Raw genomic sequence first — 26,120 nt, 5'->3', positions numbered from 1 at the left:
GGCATGGGGGATAGCGGGGAAGATCAGTCCGTGTCTCCGGTGCAGGCCTGAGTCCTTGGCGGTCAGAGTGTGGAGCCGTCGCGGGAGGGTCCGGCGTTCGCCGGGAACACGGACGGGAAGAGAGAGTCAGAACACACCCATCTCGATGCCCGCGCCGAGGGCGGCGCCAAGGTCGCGGCAGTTGGCGAGATCGTTTTCCGGGATCGTCTTTTCTGCGAGGATCTCTGTTTCCGTTTGCGCATGCGTGCAGATGATGAGCGGGGACTGGACCTGTTTGAGCCGCCAGCCTGTGGCAATGCGGGCCGCCTGACGCGCCGCATTCTCGCCATCCGAGCCGGCGCAGATCATCAGGCCGTAGGGGCGGCCCTCGATCTTGCCGAGGACGGGATAGTAGCAGCGGTCGAAGAATTCCTTCATGGTGCCCGACAGCGCCGCGAGGTTTTCCGGCGCGGCGAAGAGATAGCCCTTCGCGGCGAGCAGGTCGTCCGGGCCAGTGTCTTCGGCGCGTTTGAGAACGGTTTCGGTTTCCCCGCCCGCCGCCTTCGCTGCGGCCTCGGCCATCTGGCGGGTGCCGCCGGTGCGGGAATGATAGATGATCAGGAGTTTGGTCATGCCCCTTCATTCCAAGCCTCACGTGGCAGGGCAAGACCCTCGCTCAGGCGTCGATGGCCTCGAACCGTTTGCGATAGGCGTGCGGCGAGGTGTAGGCGATCTGGCGGAAAGCGGTGCGGAAGGTCTCGACCGAGGCGAACCCGCTTTGCAGCGCCACATCTGTGATGTCGAGCGGGGTCGATTCCAGCAGCTGCATGGCCCGGAAGACCCGCTCGCGCCGGAGCCATTTCAGGGGCGTGGTGCCAGTGCCTTCCCGGAAGCGGCGCAGGAAGGTCCGCTCGCTCATGCCGGCCTGACGGGCGAAGCACGCAATGGTCAGCGGCTGGTCCAGCATTTCGCGCGCCCAGTCCAGCACGGCGGCGACCGACTTGCCGGGCCGTTCCTGTACCGGCGCCTCGATATATTGGGATTGCCCGCCATCGCGGTGCGGCGGGGCGACGAGGCTGCGCGCAACCTTGTTGGCTACGCCGGACCCATGATCCTTGCGAATGACATGAAGGCTGGCATCGATCGCCGCGCTGCTGCCGGCTGAGGTGACGATGTTACCGTCATCGACATAGAGCACGTCATCAACGACCTCGATCTCGGGAAACAGCTCTTTCAGCCGGGGAAGATGGCGCCAATGCGTGGTGGCCTGTTGGCCATCCAGCAGGCCGGCATGGGCAAAGACAAAGGCGCCGGTGCAGAAGGAAAGCAAGCGCGTGCCGTTCGCATGGGCGGTCCGAACCGCGTCCAATATCTCTTGCGGCGGGGGGGCGATGATGTTCTGCCAGCCGGGAATGATGATCGTATCCGCCTCATAGAGGCTCTCGATACCATAAGGGGATGTGATGGCGTAGCCGCCAATCGCCTGGGTGGATTGGTTTGGACAGGCTACCCGGAACTCGTACCAGTCCTTCTCCACTTCCGGGCGGGGCCAGCCGAAGATTTCAGCCGCGATGCCGAATTCAAGCGGCCAGAGGCCTTCATAAGCCAGAGCGACAATGCGGTGACGCGCAGGGGTGTTCCGGTCCGTCATGGGGGGCTCCCAGATTGGCGAAAATCGACCATATAATGGCATTATTGCCAATTCTGCACGGCAGCGCAATCCCCTACCTATGAAGCATTGAAACGCCAGTTGAGGAGCGCGTCACTATGAAATGGTCAAACATCCTGAACAGAGGGCTTGCGGGGCTGGTTGCCGCTATTGCTCTTGCCAGTACGCCTGCAGCTGCAGATTCAGCGGGCATGTATATCCGTAAACTGTATTTTACGCCGCCCCCGGCTGAAGCCTGTGCAGAGGCGGCGCAACGCGCAGGCGAGGCATCCCGCGACGGTCTTCGGGCCTGCAGCGAAGCGCTGGAAGATCCTGAGACGGATGAAGAGGTCCGGGTGGCGGTGCTGACCAATCGCGCCATCCTCTACCGGCGGGTAGGGAAACTCGCAGAGGCGGCGTCAGATTGCGAAGCGGCGCTAGCCTCTGGACAGGCCGTGCCGGGCACGATCATCAGCTGCGGCGGGGTCTATGTCGATGCCGGGCAGCCGGAAAAGGCGGTGCAGGTACTGTCATCGGCGGATATCTCCGCCCCGGAATTGCAGTCGCGCCTCTACCACAATCTCGCGCTCGCACATCATGATCTCGGCGCGTATGCAGAGGCCTATGACTATCTCGAACAGGCGCTGGCAGCTGAGCCGGGCTTTGCGCCGTCCGCCGAATTGAAGGCGCTCTACCGCGTCGTCGAAACAGAGTGATGAATCAGGGCGTCCCTGCCAGGACGCCCTTTTTTTCAGGTCAAATACCGACCAGGCCTATTCGGCCGCAACCGGCGTGAATTCGGCTTTCCAGTCATCCATGGCGTGGCGATTGTCATGGTCCCACGGGTGGAAACCGGGCTTGAACCAGGACAGCCATGTCTTCCAGCCCTTGCCGAACAGGGACGGCTTCTTCCAGAGAAATTCCTTCACGGCGCGGTCGGCATCCTTGCGGCTATAGCCATCGGCCTCCAGCAACATGGCGGCATAGGTCGCGATATTGGCGGTGAAGTGTTTGGTGATCAGCAGCATGGACAGGCTGCGCCGGAAATAGCGCTTGATGGCGGGCCAGTCTTTCGTGGCCTCCAGGAAGACGTCATAGGCAACCGCCTTGTGCTCGGTCTCTTCCATGGCGTGCCAGCGCCAGAGGCGTTCCAGCGCGGGATCGGTCTTGCTGAAGATCGGGACGCCGTTCACCTCGAAGCCGAACATGAGATCGGCCATCATCGCTGTGAAATGCTCAAGGCAGATCGTGGCCAGCAGCATACGGAACGGTCCGCCGGAGCGTCCGAATGTGATCTTCTCCATGATCGCGGCTTCGATCTCTGCGACCGGGTATTTCTCGCGGTCGATCTTGTTGTTCAGTAGATGATGCTCGCGCGAATGGATGGCTTCCTGCGTGATGAAATCCTTCACGTCAGCGGCGAGCTGGCCGGACACCTCGCTGCGATAAGCCTTCACGGCATCCATGAACATGCGCTCGCCCTCCGGGAAGGTGAGCGACATGGCGTTGAAAATGGCGGTGGCGACGGGGTCTCCATCGAGCCAGGGGCCATTATCTGCGGCGGCCATGTCGAAATGGAGATCGCGCGGCAGAATTGTGATGCCGTCGGGTGTGCGTTTGCTTGTCATTATGTTTAGTGCCTTCAGGAACAATAATAGCAATTGTCTCGAAGCCACAATTGAGGTTACTGACAAAAATGTCAATAACGAAACACAAGAATTCTCCCCGAATCCGTCGCACGCCGGAAGAGTCGCGCGCCAACATCTTGTCGGCGGCGGAAGACCTGCTGGTGGAACAGGGGCCGCAATCCCTGCGGCTGGCCGATGTCGCCCAACGGGCGAGCGTGGCGAATGCGACGGTGCTGCACCATTTCGGGTCCATCGACGCGGTCCAGCAGGCGCTCATGGAGCGGATGATCGCGGATCTGGTCGAGAATATCCTGTCGGTCGAGATTCCGGCCGATGCGCCCCTGGAAGTGCGGACGGCCGGGCTGAAGACGCTGTTCGACGCATTCGAGACCCGCGGCGCCGCGCGGCTCGCCGCCTGGCTGGAGCTGACCGACGAGACCAGCCGGCTGACCGTGGTGCGCGAAGTGGTTCAGGAAGTCGCGCAGAAGAAGATGGGCAATGCCGGCGTGCCGGCAGATGTGGCCGAGGACATCATCCTGCTCAGCGTGACGCTGGCCGTCGGCGTCGGCCTGTTCGGCGCGACCCTCGGCCGCCTGATCGGCAAACCCCCGGAACGCGCGCGGGAGCTGACACTGCAGATGCTGATGGCGAACCTGGAGCGGCTGTCGTCTGACCGCTGATCGTCGCGGGCGTTTAGTCCGTATTCACGGGCTCGCAATTCCTGCGGCGTTGAACAGGGCTGCCCTGCGGGTGAGGTCGGCCGGGGACCAGATTTCTTCATATTGGTAAAATCGGTCAGCGACTTTCGCGCCTTCCGGAAGGTGTATCCAGGGCTGTTTGGAGCACGTATAGATGTGGACATCGGGCGGCATCAGATCAGGAGTGTCCAGTGTGCCGACGCGGATGAAGTGGATGCGCTCTCTCAGGCCGGACATGTGGTAATGGCTCCAGACCGCGACGCGGCAGTGCGGGCAGCGCGCGATGATCTGGCCTTTCCCGCTCGGAGACTCGACGGTGAGCGCTTCGGTGTCTCCTGACAGTATTTGTACGCGGTCAGCTTCGATCAATGCGTTGAGCGCGAAGGCCGAGCCCGTTTGCCTCTGGCACCAGCGGCAATGGCAGCAATGCACGATCATGGGCTTGGACAAGACCGTGTAGCGGACATGGCCGCATGTGCAGCCGCCTTCGACGGGTTCGGATGTTTCGGTCATCTTTTGCCTTTCCATCTGGGCGCTGTGGTCCGACAGTCTGCTCATTATGCCCGGGTGACAATGTCATGCTTGTGGGTATCCAGAAACGCCATGACCTCTCCGCCTTCGGTTGCCCCAACGCCGAGTTCCCCGGCGACACTGACGACTATTTCGAGAAACCGTGTCCAGTCCGCGTGTGTGATGCCCATTCCGGCATGGGCCAGCGCCATGTCACGTCCGGTATAGTACATCTGGCCGCCGGTCTCCCGGACGAGATAATCGACCAGCATCTGAAGATCCCGGGCGTTCCGATCTTCCCCGCGATGGGCCCAGAAGCGCCCGAGCAGGCTGTCGGCCTGTGCCTGGCCAATCAGTTCGCCGGCAAACAGGGCGATGGCGTCATAGCCGCCGAGGCGGTCATAAAGCGATACGGTCATACTTGATGCTCCTGTTTTTCACTCTGTTTTCAATACGGGCCACGGATTGTTCGAACCCGGCCGGGTCTGCGTGTCTGGTTGCCAATTGGGTTGCATTCGCGCACGGTCGCGGAAATCCGGGAAATATCGACAGCGGGTTTGCAAAAATGCACGCGGGAGGACAGGCGGGATGCAATGGGACGATGCGCGGCTGTTTCTTGCGCTGGCCCGCGAAGGCTCTTTCAGCGGCGCCGCCAAGCGGCTGGGCGTGCAGCATTCGACGGTTTCGCGGCGCATCCATGCGCTAGAAAAGGACCTCGCCACGCCTTTGGTCGAGCGCAAGGCGACGGGCTATGTGCTGACCGGGGCAGGCGAAGCCTTGAAAGAGTCCGCCACCAGGATTGAACGGGAACTCCTGTCCTTCGAAGCGGTCAGCGCCGGGCAGAGCGAGGAGGCTTCGGGAGAACTCCGTGTCACGGCAATTGCCAATATGGCCTCGTCGGTGCTGATGCCGCTATTCGCCCGGTTCAGTGCCGCCTATCCGAACATCGACCTGCGGGTGGAGGTGACCAATGATTCCGTGCGGTTGGCGGAACGGGACGCGGACGTTGCGCTGAGGCAGACGAATAATCCCGGTGAGACATTGATCGGTACGCGGCTGACGACGGTCGCCTCCGCGGTATACGGTTCAAGCGACTATTGCGCGGCGCTCGCGGCCGGGCGCGTCCCTGAGAAATGGCTGGGCGTCGATTGCTGCGAATATCACAGGAGCTGGACGAAACAGGCCAGGCCCCAGCTCGATCATTCCTTCTGCGTCGATGACACGTCGCTGACGGCCGCGGCTCTGAAGGAGGGGCTTGGCGTCGGATACCTGCCTTGTTTCATGGGGGACAGCGAGCCCAATCTGGTCAGGTTTCGGGAACCTGAAAAACATCACGAACTCGGATTATGGCTGCTCTACCACCGCGATTTGCGGAGTACGAAACGCGTCATGCTGTTCCGGCAGCATATGCAAAGGGAAATCAAGGACATCAGCGCGCTGTTCGAGGGAGCCGCGTCCTGAGGGGCTGAACCCTCTGGCATGCTGTATGCTGGAAGCAGCTATATTCACCCCAGTTTATCCGCAGCATCTTCCGCAAAGTAGGTGATGATGCCGCTCGCGCCGGCGCGTTTGAAGCACATCAGGCTTTCCATCATAACGCGGTCGCCATCGATCCAGCCATTCTGGGCGGCGGCCTTGATCTGGGCGTATTCGCCGGAGACCTGGTAGGCAATTGTGGGGACGCCGAAGGTGGAGGAGACGCGCTGTACAATGTCCAGATACGGAAGGCCGGGCTTGACCATGACCATGTCGGCGCCCTCGGCAAGGTCGAGCGCGACCTCGCGCAGGGCTTCGTCTGAATTGGCCGGGTCCTGCTGATAGGTTTTCTTGTCGCCCTTGAGCGAGGCGGCCGAGCCGATGGCATCGCGATAGGGGCCGTAAAAGCCGCTGGCATATTTGGCGGCATAGGCGAGGATCATCTGGTTGGTGAAGCCCTCGTCCTCGAAAGCGGTGCGAATGGCGCCGATGCGCCCATCCATCATGTCCGACGGGGCGACGACATCCGCGCCCGCGCCGACATGGACCAGCGCCTGCTGGACCAGTTTTTCCGTGGTCGCATCATTCGGGATAGTGCCGTCTTCGTCGAGCAGGCCGTCATGGCCGTGGCTGGTATAGGCGTCCAGCGCAACATCGGTGATCAGGCCGACTTCCGGGGCCGCATCCTTCATCGCCTTCAGGGCGCGCGGCACGAGGCCGTCCGGGTCCAGCGCGCCGGAACCCGTCTCGTCCTTTCCGTCTGCACCAATGTAAGGAAACAGCGCGATGGCCGGAATGCCAAGCTCGCGGGCGCGGATCGCGGCCCTGGCGGCATCCTTGACGCTGAGCCGGTCAATGCCGGGCAGGCTGCCGACCGGCATGCGGTCGTCGCCATCATGGATGAAGACGGCCCAGATCAAATCGGCGGGTGTCAGCACGTTTTCGCCGACAAGCGAGCGGATCCAGGGGGCCTGGCGCAGGCGGCGCATGCGGATGGCGGGGAAGGCTTGGGGGAATTGGGTCATGTGAGTCTCATTGGTCCAAAACCGGGATGGCTACAACCAGCCAATTTTACGCACCATGAAGCAGCGCTTCGAAACGTCCAGTTCCTCGGCCTGGATGCGTTCAAGCTCCAGCATCCAGTCGGCCATGTCGCCGCGCTTGATCTCGCGGAAGCCATGCTTGGCGTAGAAGGGCCCATTCCAGGGCAGATCCCGAAAGGTTGAGAGAGTGACGCGCCGCAGCTTCCGGCGCTTGGCCTCGTCAATGACGCGGGTCAGCAGGTCCGCGCCGATGCCACGCTGGCCGTGGTCCGGGTGGACGCTGATCTGGTCCAGATAGAGTGTGCCGCCACGCAGGGAGACCAGCGCAAAGCCAATGGCTGTGCCAGAGTCCAGCCGGGCGGTGAACAGGTCGCCATTCTCCGCGGCGCTGGCAAGGATATCGACCGGGACATGATCTTTCAGGGCTTCGTCGGACAGGAGGCCGGTGGGAACAAATAGCGCGCTGGCGGCGCGATCAACCTCGGCCAACAGGCCGACTTCAGATGCGTCCGCACCCTCAATTCCGTAAGGTGAGGTGGCTTGTTGCATTGACATTGCGCGCTGCCCAATCGATTCCCATCCCAACCTCTTACGCGAAAAAACGGGAAATTAACAATGAGTGCTTTGTTTTCCGATGAACAATTGATGATCCGGGATATGGCTCGCAAGTTTGCCGAGGCGCAATTGCTGCCACATTCGGAAGCATGGGACCGCGACAGCCATTTCCCGGTCGATGTGATCAAGCAGGCCGCCGAGCTCGGCTTTGCAGGTATTTATGTCCGCGAGGATGTCGGCGGCAGCGCGCTAACGCGGACCGATGCGGCGCTGATCTTCGAACAGCTTTCCTATGGCGACGTCTCCACGGCGGCGTTCATTTCCATCCACAATATGGCGAGTTGGATGATCGATACATTCGGGTCGGACGCCCAACGCCAGGCCTGGCTGCCGCGCCTGACCTCGATGGACCTGATTGCGTCTTACTGCCTGACCGAGCCGGGCGCAGGCTCGGATGCGGCCAGCCTGAAGACGCGGGCGGTGAAGGAGGGCGATGACTATGTCATCACCGGCACGAAACAATTCATCTCCGGCGCGGGCACGTCTGACGTTTATGTGCTGATGGCGCGCACCTCCGATGATGGCGCCAAGGGCGTCTCTGCCTTCATCATCGAAAAGGATACGCCGGGCCTCAGCTTTGGCGCGAATGAACGCAAGATGGGCTGGAAGAGTCAGCCGACGCGGCAGGTGATCCTGGACGGCGTGCGTGTGCCGGCGGCAAACCGGATCGGCGAGGAAGGCCACGGCTTCCGCTTTGCGATGGCGGGGCTGGATGGCGGGCGCCTGAACATTGCGGCGTGTGCCCTTGGCGGCGCACAACTCGCGCTCGACAAGGCGGTGGCCTATGCCAAGGAGCGTGAACAATTCGGCAAGGCGATTGCGACCTTCCAGAACACCGCGTTCAAGCTGGCCGACATGGAGACCGAGCTGCAGGCCGCACGGGTCATGCTGTATGAGGCTGCCGGTCGGCTGGACGGCAAGACGCAGGATGCGACGCGCTGGTGTGCGATGGCGAAACGGTTCGTTACGGACACGGCGTTCAAGGTGGCGAATGACGCGCTGCAGATCCATGGCGGATACGGCTATCTGGCCGATTATGGTGTGGAGCGGATCGTGCGGGATTTGCGTGTGCACCAGATCCTCGAAGGCACGAACGAGATCATGCGCGTGATCATCTCGCGGGACATGCTGAAGGATTAGGCGCTGCCGGGGCTGCAGAGGCGGCCTTGTAAAATCTGCCTGATTTCCGAACATTACAGATAATTATGCCTGTTTTGAGCGTATAGGGACAGTTTTTTACCGTCCGCGCCTCGACATATGGCCGCGTATGCTATGATCTAAGGCTCTTGTAGAGTTCTGGTGAATAGGAGGGCCCGTGATGAAAATGGTCCGTAAGCTGTCGATAGGTTTTGCGCTCATTGTCATGGGGGCGTGCGCCAGTAGCCCGCCTGACCTGAATGACAATCTGATTGTCCGGGGCGACCGGGTCGGCGATGTCGAACTTGGCATGACCTTGTTCCAACTGTTCGCGGCAAGGGGCGCCCCCCGGATGACCACCCCGATCCCCGGTACGCGGGCCACCACCTATTCCTATGACGGTCTCGTCGTGGCAGCCGATGATGCGGTCTACTGGATCATCGCGCGCGACCCGCGTTACCGCACCGAAATCGGGGTCGGCAGCGGCGCCGAGCAAATCCTTGCGCGCGGCGCCTATGGCAAGCCGAAATGCGTTGTCACGGAAAACGATGTCACTGTGTACGATTATAGCGACATCTATTTCGAAGTGGACAACAAAAGCGGCAAGGTCAAAGAGGTTGGCATTATGCGCGACACGCAGACCTGTGACGGATAATGCGCCATGCCTGCGGGCATAAAGTGTTTGCCCCCGGAAACCATTTGAACCGCAATCCGATCTGCGGCACCGTGCGGCTGAGTTTCAGCTGATCGAAGAGGTGTGCCTGTGCGGGGAATGAAGAGTCTGGTTTTGGCGTTGGTGGCGGCGGTTGTCCTGCCACTGGCTTGGGCCCAATCTGGGGATTGGGCCGAGGAGACCGGGGCGCTCACCCACAAGGACGGGTTTGTCGATCTCTATCTTGATGCCGAGGGCGGGCGCATTCTCGTTGCGCTGCCCGCGCCGGACGAGGAAGGTGTGGCCCTCCGAGCGATCCAGGCCACAGGACTGACGGCGGGCCTCGGCTCCAATCCAATTGGCCTTGATCGCGGGCTTGCCAATGGCGGCGAGATTGTCGCCTTCCGCAAGGTGGGCGACAAGATGGTCGCGGAAATCGAGAACTGGACCTATCGCGCCCGCGCCGACAATCCGCTGGAGCGCAGGGCCGTGAGGGACTCGTTTGCGCGCAGCTTTATCTGGTCCGGCGACATAATCGGCACGGGGCCGGACGGCGAAGTGCTGGTGGACATGTCGAGCTATCTGACGCGCGATGCGCTCGGCGTGCGGGCAGCGCTGAAAGAGCATCCGAAGGGCGGCGTCTACCAGTTGTCAGATGATCTCTCCATGCCGGACGTGGCGGCGGCGCTCGCCTTTACGGACAATGTCGAGTTCGATGCTTTCCTGACGCTGACGAGCGATGAGCCGAAATCCGAAGTCTCGGCCACGGCGGCGGATGCGCGCTCGGTGACGCTGGTCCAGCACATCTCGCTCGTGCGCTTGCCGGATGAGGGCTACACGCCGCGCCTGTTTGATCCGCGTAGCGGGGCGATTGATGTCGGTTTCTATGATTTCTCGGCGCCGCTGAGCGGGCAGGTGGGGCAGGCCTTCGCGCGTCGCTTCCGGCTTGAGAAACAGGACCCGTCCGCGGCGAGCAGCCCGGCGAAAGAGCCGATTGTCTTTTATGTGGATTCCGGCGCGCCAGCGGAAATTCGGGACGCCCTGATCGAAGGTGCGTCCTGGTGGGCCGAGGCCTTTGCGGCGGCAGGGTTTCCGGACTCCTATCGCGTCGAAGTTCTGCCCGATGGCGCGCATCCGCTGGATGTGCGCTACAATGTGATCCAATGGGTGCACCGCCAGACGCGGGGCTGGTCCTATGGCGGCGGGCTGACCGATCCGCGTACGGGCGAAATGCTGAAAGCCAATGTCATTCTCGGCAGCCAGCGCGTGCGTCAGGACCGGATGATCTTCGAGGGGCTGGCGGGCGCGTCGAAGACCGGCACAGGCGCGGCGGATGATCCGGTGCAGATCGCCCTGTCACGCATTCGCCAGCTGGCCGCGCATGAAGTTGGCCACACGCTGGGCTTTGCCCACAATTTCGCGGCCTCTTCAAACGATCGGGCCTCAGTGATGGATTATCCCGCGCCGCTCGTCTGGGTCGGGCAGGATGGCAATCTCGATTTTTCCGCCGCCTATGACACCGGCATTGGTGAGTGGGACAAGGTCTCCACCATGTGGCTCTATCGGCAATATCCGGACGGCACAGATGAAGACGCGGCCGGGGATGAATTGCTGGAATCGGCCTGGGCCAGTGGGCTGCGCTTCGTGGACGATCCGCAGGGGCGGGGCGTTGGCACGGCGCACCCTTATTCCAGCGTCTGGGACAATGGCGCCGATCCGGTTGCGGCCTTGCTGGATGTGGTGCGGGTGCGAAAGGTGGCGCTTGATCGCTTTGGCCTCGACGCCCTGCAGACCGGCGAGCCGACCTCGCGTCTGCGCGCGGTGATCGTGCCGGTCTATCTCTATCATCGCTATCAGGTGAACGCAGCGGCCAAGATGATTGGTGGCTATGATTTCCATTATGCCGAAGCGGGCGATGCGAATGTCGGCGGTTCGCCTGTGCCGGCCGACCAGCAGCGCGGCGCGCTCAGCGCCTTGGTGGCGACGCTGGACCCGGCGGCGCTCGATCTGCCGGACCGGACGCTCGACTTGTTGACGCCGCCTCTGGTGACTTTCCGAGGGGCCGGGGCAGGTGCCGAGTATTTTGCTGGCGAGACCGGGGCTATGTTCGACTTGCTCACGGCCGCCGATACCGCCGCCTCGCAGACCTTGGCTGCCTTGCTGCACCCTGAGCGCGTCGCACGCCTGATCGAGACCGAGCGCCGCAACCGGAATGCGCTCAGCTATGGCGATGTCCTGCGTGAGGTGGAGGACGCCCTGTTCGGCGAGGCGGAGACGCCGCGCCAGGCCGGCATCCTGCGCCGGGAACAGATGCGCTATGTGTCGACCCTGATCGATCTTGCCGCCAATACACAGGCCACGCCGGAGACGGTGACACAGACCAATGCCTATCTCAGCGCCCTGTCGCGCCGGATCGTGTCCCGCTCGCGGCGCGCCGACCCGCTTGATGTGGCCGTGCGGGACGAGCTGTCCCGGCGGATCACCGCCCATCTCGACAGGCCATCCCCGCCGCTCGTGCCATCGGCGCCAGACGTGGAGATTCCGCCGGGCAGTCCGATCGGTGCCGGCAGTGCCGAAGCCTGCTGGCATTGCGACACGACACTCCTGCCGCGCTAGAGGGGCGGTGTGGGGCTTGGCCCCTTCGCGGGAAATGGAGGACACAGGTTCCTGACGGCGCGCCGGGCTTAATCGGCGGCGCGCCCCCTGTAGGGGTATGCAAAACAGAAAATGACCGGCGCACGACGCTGGAGACAAAGGGATAGAACATGTCGAATGAGGTATCGGTCCAGGTCCACCGGGGCATGGGACGCATCACGCTGACACGGCCAAAGGCGCTGCACGCGCTGAACGCACCAATGTGCGAGACCATCCTGGCGGCGCTGGAGCGCTGGGCAGGGGATCCGACTGTCCACCTCATCATGATCGACCATGAAGAAGAGACGCGCGGCTTCTGCGCGGGCGGCGACATTCGCATGCTGGCAGACAGCGGCGCGGGTGATGCGCAGGAGGCGCGGGCCTTCTTCAATGTCGAATATCGCATGAATGCCGCGCTGAAGACTTTCCCCAAGCCTGTGCTGGCGATCATGGACGGGGTGACCATGGGCGGCGGCGTGGGCCTGTCGGTGCATGGCTCCCACCGCATTGCCACCGAGCGGACCCTGTTCGCCATGCCTGAGACGGGCATCGGCCTGTTCCCGGATGTCGGGGGCGGCTGGTTCCTGCCGCGCCTGTCCGGCTATCTCGGCACATGGCTCGCGCTGACCGGCGCGCGGTTGAAGGACGTGGACGTGGCGGCGGCGAGGGTGGCGACACATTACCTGCCCTCGGAACTCGTCCCGAATTTGAAGAAGCAGGTAGAGAGTGCGGATTTTTCGGTTGGTGCGGCCGAGATGCTGAACGAGATATTGCGCGGCATGACCCATCCCGTGCCGGCGGGCAGCTTTGAGGCGCATCGCGACATCATCGATGCCTGCTTTGCAAAAGACACCGCCGAAGAGATCGTCGCCGCGCTGGAGGCATCGAGCGATGAGTGGGCCGCAGCGCAGGCCGCCACGATCCGCACCAAGTCTCCGGAGACGGTGAAGGTAGCCCTGCGCCAGGTGCGCGAAGGGGCGAAGCTCGACAGTTTCGAGGACAATATGCGGATGGAATACCGTATCGGCTGGCGCAAGGTGCAGAGCCATGACTTCCTCGAAGGTGTGCGCGCCGTCATCATAGACAAGGACAATGATCCCAAATGGAGTCCTGCCACTCTGGAAGGTGTCAGCGAAGCTGACGTCGCCAGGTATTTCGATCCATTGGGGGATGACGAGTTGAATTTCGGAGACTGAAGTATCCGGCCTCTCAATTACCTGCGGATATCTTCTTCTGGCATCTGAATACTTCGCCCAGAGTCTCCGTCGATCGCCTGTTTACACTTTGAAAACGGTTTTTGGGCCGCTCTTGGGCGCGCCTGGCCATGAGCGCGTCTGAATTGCGTGCCCCGCATCTCCGGAACCTGCTGGACTGGCAGGTTTACCGGGATTGCGGACCTCCAACTCATTGCGGAGTAGTAACGGTTAATGTATTCGCGCGAATATTAACTCTCTTCTCTTGCGAAAAGGGCATGCTTATCAATTCATTAGGAATGCTCGTGTATTTCTACTCAAACTACAACAAAAGTTGAGTGAATAGTTGAGTGGTGGTGAATATGATGATTGCAGAAACGCAGGATACTGCGAACAATTCGTTGGGCGAGTCTTTCCTGAAGTCTTTGTCTTTGCTTGAGCAGGCGCACCGTCGTCTTCATGATGTTGTGAAGGACGATCTGGAGCGCGGTGGCGAGCGGTCGCTGACAGGCGTTCAGGCGCTCCTTCTTTACGAGATTGGCGAAGGCGAAGCCCCGGCATCTGTTCTGCGGGCCCGTGGCGCCTTTGCCGGCACCAGCCTCTCCTACAACGTCAAGAAACTCCAGGAAGGCGGCTATCTGATCCAGACCCGTTCCGAAGATGACAAGCGCACCGTGACGCTCAGCCTGACCGAGCGGGGCCTGAAGGTTCGCAAACGGGTCGAGGCCCTGTTCGAGAAGCAGGCTGGCGCTCTTGAGCCAACTGCCAGCGTGCGTCCGGATGACCTGTCGCAACTGAACAAGACCATTTCGCGCCTGGAGCGCTTCTGGTCAGACCAGATCCGGTTCCGCCTCTAAGCGCGCCGCATATCTTCGATATGGCAAAAGCCCTCGTCCACTCTGGCGGGGGCTTTTTTATGTGGTGCACTTCGCAGGTTGGCCTGCACGCGGGAGAGAAATGGGTTTTCAACCCCAGATTTCTTCTCTAGGTTTTCCGGCAATGAGGGGATTGGGGATCTTTGCATGGGGATTGGCTGTGGCCGGTCCGGCCTCGGCGGGCCCCTGGGCGCAGGCGCCCGGGGGCTGGTATGCCGAGGCCAAGATCACCGAGGAAGAACTGGAAGGCGTACGGGGCAACCGGGTCGAACTCTATGGAGAGTATGGGGTCGCGCCGTACTGGACCGTCACTGCCAAGTCCGAGGCTGTGGCCTATGAAATCGGCAGCCAGTTCGACAAGGAATTCTGGCGCGCCACGCTGCGGCGGCAACTCGTCTCCCACAAGGGCTGGGCCGTGGGGGTTGAAGGCGGCTTGGTGCATGGCAGTTCGCTGGCCGGCGTGTTTGGCTGTGATGGCTGGGGCGCCGAAGCGCGCCTCAGTGGCGGCCTGTCGGGCCTGCGGGGCGGGCGCAATTTCTATGTGTTCGCCGATGCGGTGGCGATCCGGCATGAAGATGGCTGCGTTCGCCAGCGCGCGGAGTTCGGCTATGGCGTCGATATCTGGCAGGATTTCTTCATCAGCCAACAGCTGTGGATCGAGCGCGGCAATGAAACGGCGGACTCAAACAAGTATGAAACCAAGCTGGGCTATCATTTCGACTGGGCAGATCTGGCCGTCGGCTACCGCGAGGAATTCGCCGGAGAGTTTGACGAGCATGCCGTGCTGCTCGCGCTCATTCTCCGGCGCTAGGGCGCGGGCCTATTCTGCCGGAACGTCTTCCGCCTCATAGCCGGTTTCGCTCATCAGATACGCAACCACGGCAATTCGGTCGTCAGGCTTGCGCACGCCTGCAAACGTCATGCGGTTACCCGGCAGGAAGGTACGCGGATTTTCCAGCCAGTGATCGACCTTATCCGGTGTCCAGATAAAGTCGGCTTCCTGTAGCGCTGGTGAATAGGCAAAGCCCTCCAGCGTGCCGGCCTCGCGGCCGAACAGGCCGTGCAGGTTCGGGCCAACCAGATTGCCGCCGCCTTCAGCCGTGATGTGGCAGGACTGGCAGAGTTTCCAGGTACGGCGGCCGCGCGCATAGTCGGCCGTATTGTAGGGGGCCGGCAGGGCTGCGAAAGGCGATACCGCGTCGGCAGCGGCTTCGACAGCCTCATTCGGCGCCGCGGCGGGCGTTGCCGCAGTTTCAGCCGGGGCTTCTGCCGCAGGCGTCGCAGCGGGCGGGGTTTCGGGGGCGGGCGCTTCGGACTTGCCACAAGCGGCAAGTACCATGACAGCGGCGATAGCGAGGGAAGAAGTCATCTTCATGGAATTACAAGGCTCCGGAATGTCTCGGGCGCACTGTGTGGGGTAACCAGACGGAAGGCAACCGGCCTGCGTCAACAGGACGCCGCGCCCTTGTGGGGCCGCTGCGTTCGTGCCGCGGCCTGTCGAAACGTGCGGGCAGGCGGGGACAAAGCGGGTCGGGCGCGTTATTGTGACCGAATGGCTGATTCCGTCCGATCCCGCCCCGAAATTCGCAAACTGCCGCCCGATGTCGTCAACCGGATCGCGGCGGGCGAGGTGGTCGAGCGCCCGGCTGCCGCCGTGAAGGAATTGGTCGAGAACGCGCTGGACGCCGGGGCGCGCCGCGTGACCATTTCCATCGAGGCGGGCGGCCTGAAACGGATCATCATCGAGGATGATGGCTGCGGCATGTCTGCCGATGATCTGCTGGTTGCGCTGGAACGGCATGCCACCTCGAAACTCGTGCCGGATGCCGGCGGCCGGGTGGACCTCCTGAACATCCATACAATGGGCTTCCGGGGCGAAGCGTTGCCCTCGATTGCCTCGGTCAGCCGTTGCAGCATCTCATCCCGCGCGGCGGGCGAGGATGCGGCGGAAGTGTTTGTCGAGGCGGGCCGGATGGAAGGCCCCCGCCCGGCCGCCTTTACCGGGCGCGGCGAGACGGGCACACGGATCGAAGTGCGCGACCTTTTCTATGCCACCCCCGCCCGGCTGAAATTCATGAAGGGCGAGCGCGCCGAAAGCATGGCCGTGACTGACACGGTCAAGCGTCTCGCCATGGCCAATCCACATGTGGCTTTCTCGCTGGAGAATAATGGCCGCAACTCCTTGCGTTATGCGGCGGAGGCCGAGGGCGCCTCTGGCCAGCTTGCGCGGCTGGGCGCGATCATGGGGCGGGATTTCCGTGAGAACGCGCTGGAGATTGACGCCGAGCGCGAAGGCGTGCGGCTTGCGGGCTTTGCTGGCCTGCCCACGCTCAATCGCGGCAATGCCCAGATGCAATTCCTGTTCGTCAATGGCCGGCCCGTGAAGGACCGTATGCTGAATGGCGTCATCCGCGCCGCCTATCAGGATTTCCTGGCGCGCGACCGCCACCCGCTGGCGGCGCTGTTTGTCGACCTCGACCCGGAATATGTCGATGTGAACGTGCATCCGGCGAAGACCGAAGTGCGCTTCCGCGATGCCGGGAATGTAAGAGGGTTGATGATTGGCGCGCTGCGGCATGCGCTGGCTGCCGCCGGGCACCGCGCCTCGACGACGGTGGCGAATTCTGCGCTCGGAAAGGTCAGGATCGAGGAAGTGACCTCGGCCAATCTCTGGTCATTGCCCCCTGCGCCCGAGAGACAGGCTTCCCCCTCCTCCTATTACCGGCAGCCCTCGGGCATTGATTTCGATCAGCCCTTGCCACCGTCAGGCGATGTGATGGCGGGGCTGCATGAGGCGCCTGCGCCGGACTATCGCCATGACGGCGCGCCCTCAGCCCGTGTCGAACCGGAGGCGCCCCCCGCGCACGGCATGCCTGCCGACTTTCCGCTCGGTGTTGCGCGGGCGCAATTGCACGAGACCTATGTCGTTGCCCAGACAGCCGACGGCATCGTCATCGTGGACCAGCATGCCGCGCATGAGCGGCTCGTCTATGAGGACATGAAACGCCAGATGGCGGCAGGCGGTGTGAAGCGACAGGCGCTGCTCATCCCGGACGTTGTGGAATTATCGGAAGACGAGGCCACACGCGTTCTGGAGCGGGCAGATGAACTTGCCGAACTCGGGCTCGAGATCGAGCCTTTCGGCGCTGGAGCCATCTGTGTGCGGGCGACCCCCGCCCTGTTCGGCGAAATGGATGCGATGGGCCTGGTGCGCGACCTTGCTGATGATTTCGCTGAATATGATGCGGGTCTCGCGCTCAAGGAACGGTTCGAGGAAGTCATGGGGAACATGGCGTGCCGCGGCTCGGTGCGGGCCGGGCGGCGTCTGAATGGCGAAGAGATGAACGCGCTGCTCCGCCAGATGGAAGCGACGCCTCATTCCGGCCAGTGCAATCATGGCCGGCCAACTTATGTTGAGCTGAAACTGGCCGATATCGAACGCCTGTTCGGGCGGCGCGGTTAGGCCGGATGGACGCCCTGATCTTTGATTGCGACGGCGTGCTGGTGGACTCCGAGACCATCTCCATCGCGACCGAACGGGACATGCTTACCCATTGGGGGCTCGACTATCCGTTCGAGATTTTCGTTTCGCGTTTTGTCGGCCTGCACAATCGGGACTTTCATGCGGCGCTTGCAGAAGATGCCATCGCCAATGGCCGCCCCTTGCCGCATGATTTTGCCGACCAGTTGCAGGCGCGAATCTGGCAGCGTTTCGAAACGGATTTGCGCGCCATTGAAGGCGTGCTGGAAGTTAGCGCGGCGTTCGCTGGCGCGCAGGCTGTGGCCTCGTCTTCGGAAGTGCCGAAGCTCGTCCGCAAGCTCCACCTGACCGGCCTGCACGATACTTTTGCGCCGCACATCTATTCGTCCGACCTTGTGACGAATGGCAAGCCGGCACCGGACCTGTTCCTGCATGCCGCAGAGCAAATTGGGGCTCGCCCCGACGGATGCCTTGTCATCGAGGACAGCGTGAATGGTGTGAAAGCCGCGCGCGCCGCAGGAATGATGGCGTGGGGCTTCACGGGCGGTGGTCATGCCGATGCCGGACTTGGCGCGCGACTCAAGGCAGCGGGCGCACATGACGTCTTTGCGTCGCATGCGGAGATTGCCGCAGCGCTTTCCAGCTGATCTGTTCAGGCCTTTGGGAAAACGTGCCGCAGGGGTGCCCACTCTGTTTCATGAGACCCGCTGAAATTCGGCTTTGATGGATCGGTCAGCCGGCCGCGCGGCGCGGTATAGCTGTCGATCTGGCGCACAGGATTTTCCCGCCACTGAATGTTCACGGCCCAGAGCTTCGGAAAGAAGTAGAGCGTCGAATAGGGCAGATGGTCATGGATCCACCAAGCCAGTTTCTGCCAGTCCCCTTCTGCGTGGAAGGCGTCATAGAAGGCCGGGATAACAATGCAGGCCGTCGCGCCCATATTGCCGTTCGCGTCCCGCCGGTCCCATATGTGATGGCCGTAATTGCTCTCGTTCGAGGCGCAATTATAGCCCTTCTTCTTCTCCCGTTGCATCTGGTTGCCGAAGCCATTCACTTCGGCAGAGCGATAGGCGGACCGGATGGCGATGCGCCCGAACACGTCCTGCAAGGGCTCAAGCAGTTCCGTGCAGAGCTTCGTCCCAGCGGCAATGGCAAGGTCCGGGTCCTCGGGAATGTTCGAGAAGCCGTGAAGCGCGGCGATATCCGAATACAGGAAGTCGCGCATGAAGAAGGAGTTCGACAGGCGCGCGCGTCCGAACTCCGAAAGGGCATCGACACTGGAGGGCGGTTTCATGGGCGCGTCTCCTATCGTCTGGGCGTGCGGCTAGTCTTCGTTGCTGATATCTGCGTCGACGACTTCGTACATTTCGGGCGTGCAGGTGCCTTCGGTGATGCGGTCGCGTTTCAGGGTCAGCGTGTCGCCCACTGTCGGGAGGGTGCCAAGATATGAGCCGGGGACCCAAAACTCGCCTTCGGGCCCCTCGAACAGGGCGCCATCCTCATCGACCTCTGTCACTGTTGCCGTGATGATTGAGGTTTCATAGCTGCACGGCCCGCCGACGATTGGGGGCGTGGGTTCGCAAGCCATGAGCGGCGCGAACAGGCCGAGGGCGATAAAAGTGTTCCGCATGTGATGTGTCTCCCCTGTGTGCGCAAACGCTACAGCGATCCACCGGGAAGGCAAGACGTCACCGGGTCAGGAATTGATGACGCGGCCGGGATTCATGATCCTGTTCGGGTCGAGGGCGCGCTTGATGGCGCGCATGGTTTCGGTAGCGGCTTTGGGACGGATGCGTTCCAGTTCGTCTCGCTTCAGTCGGCCGACTCCATGCTCGGCGCTGATGGATCCGTCAAAGCTCATGACCTGATCATAGATGATGCGGAAGACCGCCTGATCCTGACCGCGCAGCACGGGGTGCTCGGCGTTCGCCGGTTCGCAGACGGAGTAATGGAGGTTGCCATCGCCGACATGACCGAAGATCACGAATTCCGCCGTCGGCACCTGCTCCAGAACGGCAGCGTTGCACGCGTCGATGAATTCCGGGATGCGGCTGACGGGGACCGAAATGTCCTGGTTCAGTGCGGTGCCATAGGCGCGCTTTGACAGGGGAATGGTCTCGCGGATGTGCCAGAAACTGTCGGCCTGCGCGACGCTTTCCGCGATCACGGCGTCCTGAACGAGGCTGCCTTCATAGGCAGCGGCGAGCGCGCCCTCCAGCACCTCGCGGGCATGTTCGGCGCGCGACATGGAGACTTCCATCAGCACGCGCCAAGACAGGTCCGAGGGCAGAGGATCGCGCGTGTCGGGCGCATCGGCCTGCACCATCGTGACGGCATTGGCCGGAATGATTTCGAAGCTCGTCACCGTATCGCCCGCATGATCGCGGACGAGGGCGAGCAGTTTCACGACATCGTCTGCCGTCGCGCACGTCACCCACGCGCTGGCGCGCTGGACTTTCGGGAAGAGCTTCAACGTTGCCGCCGTGATGATGCCCAGTGTGCCTTCGGCGCCAGCGAACAGATGTTTCAGATCATAGCCGGTATTGTTCTTGCGCAGACCCGACAGGCCGTTCCAGATCTCGCCATTCGGCAGCACGACTTCGAGGCCGAGGATCAGGTCGCGCATCATGCCATAGCGCAGCACCGCGACCCCGCCGGCATTGGTGGAGATCAGGCCGCCAATGGTGGCCGTGCCTTCCGAGCCGAGTGACAGCGGGAACAGGCGCTGGGCGTCATCGGCAGCCTGCTGGGCCGTGACGAGCGGGGCGCCCGCCTCGATCACGAGCGAATTGTTGAAGGCGTCGAGCGCCCGCACGGCATTCATTCGCTGCATCGAGACGCAGATTTCGCCATGTGGCGTGCCCGCATCGACGAGGCCGGTATTGCCGCCTTGCGGCGTGATTGCGACGTTATGTTCATTGCAGAGACGTACAAGCGCGGCGGTCTCTTCGGTCGTTGCGGGCTTGGCGAGGAACGGCGTCTCGCCCTTGTATGTGCCCCGCCAGGGCGACGAGACCTTGTCGAGATCTTCGGTCTCCATGCTCCACCCTTTCGGGCCGAGCAGATCCTTGGCGGCGGTCAGGAAGTCCGGGCTGAGCTCTATCATGGTTCCAATTTAGTCATTTCGCGTGCGATTTCGAGCCCGCCGGGTTGGTCTTCGAGTGCAGCAATGACGCGCCGGCGCGCCTCGACGGGCTTGTTCTGGTTCAGCTTGCGAATGCCTTCGAAGCGCGTCGCCGTCATCTCGAATCCGGTAATGGCGGTCAGCATCCCATCAAACTTCTGGTCGTTAATCTGGTCGCGTGTCCAAGGTGGTTTTGGGGCCAGATCGGCTTCGAGCTGGCCGCACAGATCGTCCAGTTGCGCAGCTGTGCCGGCATGATCCAGCGCGATGACGGGGCCTTCGGCTTCGACCGAAATATAGTTCCAGGTTCCGACCTGATCGTCCTGTTCATACCATGTCGCTGAGATATAGGCATGAGGCCCGGTGAAAACGACCAGTGCTCGCTTGGTCTCCTCGATGGCCTGCATGGCGGGATTGGCATTGGCAAGATGAAAGCGAACGATCACGCTCTCGCCACGTCGTTCCAGCATGATCGGCGCGTGGGCTACGTGCGACTGGCAATTCCGTGTGCCGATTACAATCGCGAAGGAATGCGCGCGGGCCGTTTCGATCAGATGATCGGGATTGTGTTCGTGAAAGATGCGGTTCGGATGCATGAGGTCACTCCCTGTGGGCGGCGCGGGCGAGACGGTCATTGATCGCTTCGCCGAGGCCTTCGTCTGGAATGTGCGCTACGGCAATGCGGTCGGAATCTGTATCCAGCTTCCGCAGCATAGCGAATAGATTGGCCGCAGCTTCTGCCAGATTACCATTCGGCGACAAATTTGTTCCCCCGAATGTATCCGGCCCGAAGCCGAGCCAGGCTTCCCCGGATTCGGGAGCGTCGGCATTCAGGCGCAGGCGGGCATTGGGCGCGTAATGGCTTTTCAGCTGGCCCGGTGCGGAGATGCCGTCCTCCTCTCCTGCGCGGGTCAGTGGCTCGCCCAGGAATGCGTCGAGGGCGGAAGTTTCGACGGCTCCAGCCCGCAGCAGTACGGGGTGATCCCCGACAAAGGAGACAATCGTGGATTCAATCCCTTGCGTGCACGGGCCGCCATCAAGGATCAGGTCAACCTTGCCATCGAGGTCGGTTTTCACATGGTCTGCTAGGGTCGGGCTGATATGGCCCGACCGGTTGGCCGAGGGCGCGACGACCGGGCGGCCAAAACCCGCGATCAGGCTGCGTGCGCCCGGATGGGCGGGCATGCGGATCGCAATTGTGTCGAGGCCGGAGCGCGCAAGGTCACAGACCGTTCCGGTTTGCGCGACGGGCAGGACCAGTGTCAGCGGGCCGGGCCAGAAGTTCCGGGCGAGCGCCAGCGCAGCCTCGGAGAATACCGCTTCAGCCTGCGCCATCTCGAAGGAAGCCACATGGGCGATCAGCGGATTGAATTGAGGGCGCCCCTTGGCGGCGTAGAGCCGCGCCACGGCATCCGGGTTCGACGCGTCACAGGCCAGGCCATAGACGGTCTCTGTCGGCATGGCGACGAGCCCGCCCTTGCGCAGAAAGCTGGCAGCGAGCTGGAGCGTGCCGGGGTTGATGGGCGCAATCGCAGTCATGCGGCGGGCTTAGCACTGGCGCGCTAGCCCCGGAAGCCGCTGGCGCATCTATTTGCGCGTCGCGGTGCCGGTGACCGTCACAGTGACATCCTCGCCGACCCAATTCCCTGCCGGGTCTGAATCCTGACCGAGATCGAACGCCTTGCGGTTCATGACCGCCGTGCCGTTCAGCGTGGCGGTGTCGCCGTCGATATCCAGCGTGAAGTCGAGCGGGACCGTCACCAGTTCGGTTTTTAGCGAAATCGAGGCGTCAGCCGTATAGCCGGTCTCTGTCTCACGGAAATTGGTGAGCCGGATGCGAGCCTCCGGAAACGTGTTCGTGTCGAACCACTCCCGCCCCTTGAGGCTGTCATTGTAGAGCTTCTTGCCTGCATCCGCTGTCGCCGAGCGAACGGTCACGAGGACGTGCGAGTTGGCCAGATCCTCCGGATAGAATTCCACATCCGCCGACCAGTCCTCGAACGTTCCGGTAAAGTCGGCCTTGTCATAGATGCCAGTGAAGCGGATCTCGGATGCGCCATAGTTCACGTCCCAGTTCGCTTCGATCGTCTCGTCAGCCGGGATGACTGACTCGCCCTCTTGCGGTGCGGCGCCGCTCGCCGGGCCTGACCCGGCAATCGGGATCAGTGCGATCAAGGCGAATGCGATAATGGCGGCGCCAAAGGCGCGCACATAACCGCGCGAAGATTTGGGCGCTGCGGACTTTCCGAACAGGCCCGGCAGCATCTTTTTCAGGACGCCGTCTTCGGCGGCAAATTCATGCTTCACCGCCCCAGCGACATGCAGGCCGAGCAGGACGATCAACACCCATGCGCCCTTGGAGTGAATGTTCTCGAGGATGACATGCCCGATATCCGAGCGCAGGAAATCCGGCGCGGGCAGGTGCGGCCAGCTGACCGATCCGAACAGGACGGTCGGCACCTTGAATTTCGAGGTCGAGACCAGCAGCCACCCTGCCAGCGGCAGGATGACCATCAGGCCGTAAAACGTCATGTGCACGAGATGGGAGGCGAGCTTTTCATAAGCCGGCATGTCGTCAGGCAAAGGCGGCGGCGGGTTCATGGCCCGCCAGATCACCCGAACCAAAGTCAGGAACAGGATCAGGATCCCGATCGATTTGTGAAGCTGGAACCGGACTTCGTTTTCATCCATGTTCCAGCCGAGCCAGATCATGAAGAGAAGAAGGCCCGCCATCACCCAGTGAAGGGTGATGGCGACGATCGTATACCGAGACGTTTCAGCCTTCATAAGGGTCGGTCTTCCTGTCTTATTCGGCGGCTTTTGCGAATTCCGCTTCGATCATGAGGTGGATCTCGTCACCGAGATTTGGCACCATATTCGACAGGCCGAATTCGGAACGATTGAAAGAACCCGTGGCCGAGAAGCCGATCTTCGGCTGTTCCGGGGCCCAGGGGAAGGTCGCGGTACCATTATAGGTCACGTCCAGCGTGACAGGCTTGGTCACGCCCAGGAAGGTCAGATCGCCCGTGACGGTGCCAGTGCTCGGTCCGGTCTCGGTGATTTCTGTCGAGGTAAAGGTGATTTCGGGATATTCGCCAGCGTTGAAATAGGTCGGGTCCTGCGCGATTTCCTCGTCAAACGTGTCGTATGGGGAATCGGCATGGGTGGCCTTGAAGTCAGCCGGATAGTCGGTTTCGACCGAAGTCGGGTCAACGGTCACGGTCAGAGACGTGGCAGAGGCATCGTCCGGATTGAATTCCAGTGTGGCGTCCATCTTGGTGAAACGGGCGGTATAGTTGGACAGGCCGAAATGGTTGACGGTCCAGACCAGCGACGCATGTGTCGGATCGAGGACATACGTGCCAGCCGGGCCCATTTCCGGGACCGGAGCGGCGTCTTCTGCCGACGCTGCTGCGGTTTCAGCGGTCTCGGTCGCTGGCGTCTCGGCTTCAGCAGCCGGGGCGGTGGTCTCGGCCGCGCCGCAGGCGGCGAGGGCGAAGATGGAAATGGATAGAAGGGATTTGCGCATGGTCTGGTCTCCTGGACATCTGCTAGAACGGTCACAGTGATTATAGGGCGCAGTTGGCGTGGCACCATCCCCACGCTAAATGCTTGTCGAGATATAACCTATTCGGATTCTAGGAGAAATACATGGCCTATGACGCGCCGCTCAACGATATGGCGTTCGCGCTCCAGTCAGTTGCGGATCTGTCCCGGCTGGAGGGGCTGGAGCCTTTCGGCAATTACGACCCGGATCTGATTGCGCCAATCCTGGAAGAGGCCAACAAACTTGCGCGGGACGTGCTGGCCCCGCTCAATACGTCTGGCGACGCACATGGCGCCCAGCTCACCGAAGAGGGTGTGAAGGCTGCGCCGGGCTTTGCCGAGGCCTATGCCCAGTTCCGCGACGGTGGCTGGATGGGGCTGTCCGCGCCAGAGGAATGGGGTGGCCAGGGGCTGCCCAAGGCGCTCGCTCTGGCGGTGATGGAGATGTTCCATGCCGCGAACATGTCGTTCGGCCTTTGCCCGATGCTCAGCTTTGGGGCGGTGGAGGCGCTGCTGGCCCACGGCACGGACGAGCAGAAGCAGACCTACCTGCCCAATCTCGTTTCCGGCACCTGGACCGGCACGATGAATCTGACCGAGCCGCAGGCTGGCTCGGATGTGGGCGCGCTGAAGACCAGGGCGGCGCCGAAGGAAGACGGTAGCTATGCGATCAGTGGGCAGAAGATCTTTATCACATGGGGCGATCACGACATTGCCGAGAACATCATTCATCTCGTCCTGGCGCGCCTCCCTGATGCGCCAGCAGGATCGCGAGGCATATCCCTCTTCCTGGTACCGAAACGGATCGTAACCGCAGACGGCAGCCTCGGGGAGCGCAATGGCGTCAAATGCATCGGTCTCGAAAAGAAGATGGGCATCCATGCCTCGCCGACCTGTGTGATGGAATATGATGGCGCCACGGGGTGGCTGATCGGGCAGGAGAACAAGGGCCTCGCCTGCATGTTCACCATGATGAATTCCGCGCGCCTGAATGTCGGCCTGGAAGGCGTCGCCGTGGGCGAGGCGGCCTATCAGGCCGCGCTCGATTATGCCCAGGAGCGCAAACAGGGCAAGGCGGAAGGCGTCGATGGCCCCGCCCCGATCCTCCATCATGCGGATGTGCGCCGTACCCTGACGACCATGCGCGCCCGGGTCGCGGCGGCGCGGTCGATCTGTTACGCCTGTGGGGTCGCGGCCGACCTCGCAGAAGCTTCGCCCGATGAAGAGACACGCGTATCCGCCAAGATGCGCGAAGACCTGCTGACGCCGATTGCCAAGGCGTGGTGCACGGACATGGGCGTCGATGTGGCGAGCCTGGGCGTACAGATACATGGCGGCATGGGCTTCATGGGCGAGACTCTGGCAGGCCAGCTCTATCGCGACTCCCGTATCGCGCCGATCTATGAGGGCACGAACGGTATTCAGGCCATCGACCTTGTTGGACGGAAACTGACCGGCACGAATGGCGAGTCGATGCGCGTCATGCTGGGTGAGGTGGAGGCGACGGCCGCGAATGCGCGGGCGACCAATGATCCGCAACTCGTCCAGATTGCGGATCGCCTGCGCGCTGGCGCCGAAGCCCTGCGCGAAGCCAGCGACTGGATGCTGGAAGCAATGAAGGATCGCGACCAGGACAAGGCGCTTGCGGGCGCGACGGCCTATCTCGCGCTGGCGGGAGACGTGATTGGCGGGCACTTCCTGACGCGGGCGGCGGTCGCTGCGCGCGGTGAGGAGAGTGGGTTCCGCGCCCGCCAACTGGCGCTGGCAGGTTTCTTCGCGGAGACGGTTCTGGCCACCGCGCCGGGCCGGGTTTCCGGCATCACCGCAGGCGGCTCGCCCTTCCTCGACAATAGCGAAGCCCTGTTCGGCATCGCCTGAAAT

General features: G+C 62.3%; 27 protein-coding genes. 12 read left to right on the top strand and 15 right to left on the bottom strand.

The window, feature by feature from the left end:
• Positions 1-126: 126 nt before the first annotated feature.
• Both V7660_RS08655 and V7660_RS08650 read right to left on the bottom strand, forming a co-directional pair.
• Positions 127-612 carry a flavodoxin family protein gene (locus V7660_RS08655; protein WP_335602680.1) on the bottom strand — a complete coding sequence of 162 codons (486 nt, stop codon included), beginning with the start codon at positions 610-612 and terminating at the stop codon, positions 127-129.
• A 43-nt stretch (positions 613-655) separates the two neighbouring features.
• On the bottom strand, positions 656-1,630 hold the full coding sequence (locus tag V7660_RS08650; RefSeq protein ID WP_335602679.1) for a helix-turn-helix domain-containing protein: 975 nt from the start codon (positions 1,628-1,630) through the stop codon (positions 656-658).
• A 116-nt stretch (positions 1,631-1,746) separates the two neighbouring features.
• Here V7660_RS08650 and V7660_RS08645 point away from each other — a divergent pair, with 116 nt between their 5' ends.
• Complete coding sequence (locus tag V7660_RS08645; RefSeq protein WP_335602678.1) at positions 1,747-2,343, top strand: tetratricopeptide repeat protein; 597 nt, start codon at positions 1,747-1,749, stop codon at positions 2,341-2,343.
• A gap of 57 nt (positions 2,344-2,400) precedes the next feature.
• Here V7660_RS08645 and V7660_RS08640 read toward each other — a convergent pair whose 3' ends face one another.
• Positions 2,401-3,255 (bottom strand): metal-dependent hydrolase, encoded by an 855-nt coding sequence (locus V7660_RS08640; RefSeq protein WP_335602677.1) that lies wholly within the window; start codon positions 3,253-3,255, stop codon positions 2,401-2,403.
• 68 nt (positions 3,256-3,323) lie between these two features.
• Between V7660_RS08640 and V7660_RS08635 the strand changes: the two genes are divergently transcribed.
• Positions 3,324-3,935: a TetR/AcrR family transcriptional regulator gene (locus V7660_RS08635; RefSeq protein WP_335602676.1), complete on the top strand. Its 612-nt coding sequence runs from the start codon at positions 3,324-3,326 to the stop codon at positions 3,933-3,935.
• Positions 3,936-3,959: 24 nt separating this feature from the next.
• Here the strand turns inward: V7660_RS08635 and V7660_RS08630 are convergent, their stop codons facing one another.
• Positions 3,960-4,466: a GFA family protein gene (locus tag V7660_RS08630; protein WP_335602675.1), complete on the bottom strand. Its 507-nt coding sequence runs from the start codon at positions 4,464-4,466 to the stop codon at positions 3,960-3,962.
• 44 nt (positions 4,467-4,510) lie between these two features.
• Positions 4,511-4,882, bottom strand: a complete 372-nt coding sequence (locus V7660_RS08625; RefSeq protein WP_335602674.1) for a group I truncated hemoglobin — start codon at positions 4,880-4,882, stop codon at positions 4,511-4,513.
• Between the two features lie 169 nt (positions 4,883-5,051).
• Here V7660_RS08625 and V7660_RS08620 point away from each other — a divergent pair, with 169 nt between their 5' ends.
• On the top strand, positions 5,052-5,924 hold the full coding sequence (locus V7660_RS08620; RefSeq protein WP_335602673.1) for a LysR family transcriptional regulator: 873 nt from the start codon (positions 5,052-5,054) through the stop codon (positions 5,922-5,924).
• A 44-nt stretch (positions 5,925-5,968) separates the two neighbouring features.
• Here V7660_RS08620 and hemB read toward each other — a convergent pair whose 3' ends face one another.
• Positions 5,969-6,964, bottom strand: a complete 996-nt coding sequence (hemB, locus tag V7660_RS08615; RefSeq protein ID WP_335602672.1) for a porphobilinogen synthase — start codon at positions 6,962-6,964, stop codon at positions 5,969-5,971.
• 30 nt (positions 6,965-6,994) lie between these two features.
• Positions 6,995-7,537 carry a GNAT family N-acetyltransferase gene (locus V7660_RS08610; protein ID WP_335602671.1) on the bottom strand — a complete coding sequence of 181 codons (543 nt, stop codon included), beginning with the start codon at positions 7,535-7,537 and terminating at the stop codon, positions 6,995-6,997.
• 60 nt (positions 7,538-7,597) lie between these two features.
• Between V7660_RS08610 and V7660_RS08605 the strand changes: the two genes are divergently transcribed.
• The 6 genes from V7660_RS08605 (at position 7,598) to V7660_RS08580 (ending at position 14,899) form a co-directional block, all read left to right on the top strand.
• Positions 7,598-8,737 (top strand): acyl-CoA dehydrogenase family protein, encoded by a 1,140-nt coding sequence (locus V7660_RS08605; RefSeq protein ID WP_335602670.1) that lies wholly within the window; start codon positions 7,598-7,600, stop codon positions 8,735-8,737.
• Positions 8,738-8,915: 178 nt separating this feature from the next.
• On the top strand, positions 8,916-9,389 hold the full coding sequence (locus V7660_RS08600; protein ID WP_335602669.1) for a hypothetical protein: 474 nt from the start codon (positions 8,916-8,918) through the stop codon (positions 9,387-9,389).
• A 117-nt stretch (positions 9,390-9,506) separates the two neighbouring features.
• Positions 9,507-12,002: a zinc-dependent metalloprotease gene (locus tag V7660_RS08595; protein WP_335602668.1), complete on the top strand. Its 2,496-nt coding sequence runs from the start codon at positions 9,507-9,509 to the stop codon at positions 12,000-12,002.
• Positions 12,003-12,151: 149 nt separating this feature from the next.
• Complete coding sequence (locus V7660_RS08590; protein ID WP_335602667.1) at positions 12,152-13,216, top strand: enoyl-CoA hydratase/isomerase family protein; 1,065 nt, start codon at positions 12,152-12,154, stop codon at positions 13,214-13,216.
• Between the two features lie 359 nt (positions 13,217-13,575).
• Positions 13,576-14,070: a MarR family winged helix-turn-helix transcriptional regulator gene (locus V7660_RS08585; protein WP_335602666.1), complete on the top strand. Its 495-nt coding sequence runs from the start codon at positions 13,576-13,578 to the stop codon at positions 14,068-14,070.
• Between the two features lie 142 nt (positions 14,071-14,212).
• Positions 14,213-14,899, top strand: a complete 687-nt coding sequence (locus V7660_RS08580; RefSeq protein WP_335602665.1) for a hypothetical protein — start codon at positions 14,213-14,215, stop codon at positions 14,897-14,899.
• Positions 14,900-14,908: 9 nt separating this feature from the next.
• Here V7660_RS08580 and V7660_RS08575 read toward each other — a convergent pair whose 3' ends face one another.
• A complete protein-coding gene (locus tag V7660_RS08575; RefSeq protein ID WP_335602664.1) occupies positions 14,909-15,463 on the bottom strand; it encodes a c-type cytochrome in 555 nt (184 codons plus the stop codon).
• A gap of 177 nt (positions 15,464-15,640) precedes the next feature.
• On the opposite strand from V7660_RS08575, the gene mutL reads away from it, so the two are divergent.
• Both mutL and V7660_RS08565 read left to right on the top strand, forming a co-directional pair.
• On the top strand, positions 15,641-17,551 hold the full coding sequence (mutL, locus tag V7660_RS08570) for a DNA mismatch repair endonuclease MutL (RefSeq protein ID WP_335602663.1): 1,911 nt from the start codon (positions 15,641-15,643) through the stop codon (positions 17,549-17,551).
• Positions 17,552-17,556: 5 nt separating this feature from the next.
• Entirely contained in the window at positions 17,557-18,216 is a 660-nt protein-coding gene (locus V7660_RS08565) for an HAD family hydrolase (RefSeq protein ID WP_335602662.1), read from the top strand.
• A gap of 5 nt (positions 18,217-18,221) precedes the next feature.
• Here V7660_RS08565 and V7660_RS08560 read toward each other — a convergent pair whose 3' ends face one another.
• From V7660_RS08560 to V7660_RS08530, 7 genes are all read right to left on the bottom strand, one after another.
• Positions 18,222-18,863, bottom strand: a complete 642-nt coding sequence (locus tag V7660_RS08560) for a hypothetical protein (RefSeq protein ID WP_335602661.1) — start codon at positions 18,861-18,863, stop codon at positions 18,222-18,224.
• Between the two features lie 30 nt (positions 18,864-18,893).
• On the bottom strand, positions 18,894-19,199 hold the full coding sequence (locus tag V7660_RS08555; protein ID WP_335602660.1) for a hypothetical protein: 306 nt from the start codon (positions 19,197-19,199) through the stop codon (positions 18,894-18,896).
• A gap of 66 nt (positions 19,200-19,265) precedes the next feature.
• Complete coding sequence (locus tag V7660_RS08550) at positions 19,266-20,675, bottom strand: FAD-binding oxidoreductase (RefSeq protein WP_335602659.1); 1,410 nt, start codon at positions 20,673-20,675, stop codon at positions 19,266-19,268.
• Positions 20,672-21,289, bottom strand: a complete 618-nt coding sequence (locus tag V7660_RS08545; RefSeq protein WP_335602658.1) for an FMN-binding negative transcriptional regulator — start codon at positions 21,287-21,289, stop codon at positions 20,672-20,674. The genes V7660_RS08550 and V7660_RS08545 overlap by 4 nt, the downstream gene beginning before the upstream one ends.
• Before the next feature lie 4 nt (positions 21,290-21,293).
• Positions 21,294-22,232 (bottom strand): L-threonylcarbamoyladenylate synthase, encoded by a 939-nt coding sequence (locus tag V7660_RS08540; RefSeq protein ID WP_335602657.1) that lies wholly within the window; start codon positions 22,230-22,232, stop codon positions 21,294-21,296.
• Between the two features lie 48 nt (positions 22,233-22,280).
• Positions 22,281-23,480, bottom strand: coding sequence for a cytochrome b/b6 domain-containing protein (locus V7660_RS08535; RefSeq protein WP_335602656.1), 1,200 nt, complete (start codon positions 23,478-23,480; stop codon positions 22,281-22,283).
• Between the two features lie 19 nt (positions 23,481-23,499).
• Positions 23,500-24,222 carry a YceI family protein gene (locus V7660_RS08530; RefSeq protein WP_335602655.1) on the bottom strand — a complete coding sequence of 241 codons (723 nt, stop codon included), beginning with the start codon at positions 24,220-24,222 and terminating at the stop codon, positions 23,500-23,502.
• A 122-nt stretch (positions 24,223-24,344) separates the two neighbouring features.
• On the opposite strand from V7660_RS08530, the gene V7660_RS08525 reads away from it, so the two are divergent.
• The gene (locus V7660_RS08525) at positions 24,345-26,117 is read left to right on the top strand and encodes an acyl-CoA dehydrogenase (RefSeq protein WP_335602654.1); all 1,773 of its coding nucleotides are present in this window, start codon (positions 24,345-24,347) and stop codon (positions 26,115-26,117) included.
• Positions 26,118-26,120: the final 3 nt, after the last annotated feature.

The sequence above is a fragment of the Hyphomonas sp. genome (assembly GCF_036964145.1).
Classification (GTDB): Bacteria; Pseudomonadota; Alphaproteobacteria; order Caulobacterales; family Hyphomonadaceae; genus Hyphomonas.
This window is presented reverse-complemented; position numbering and strand designations above follow the sequence as displayed.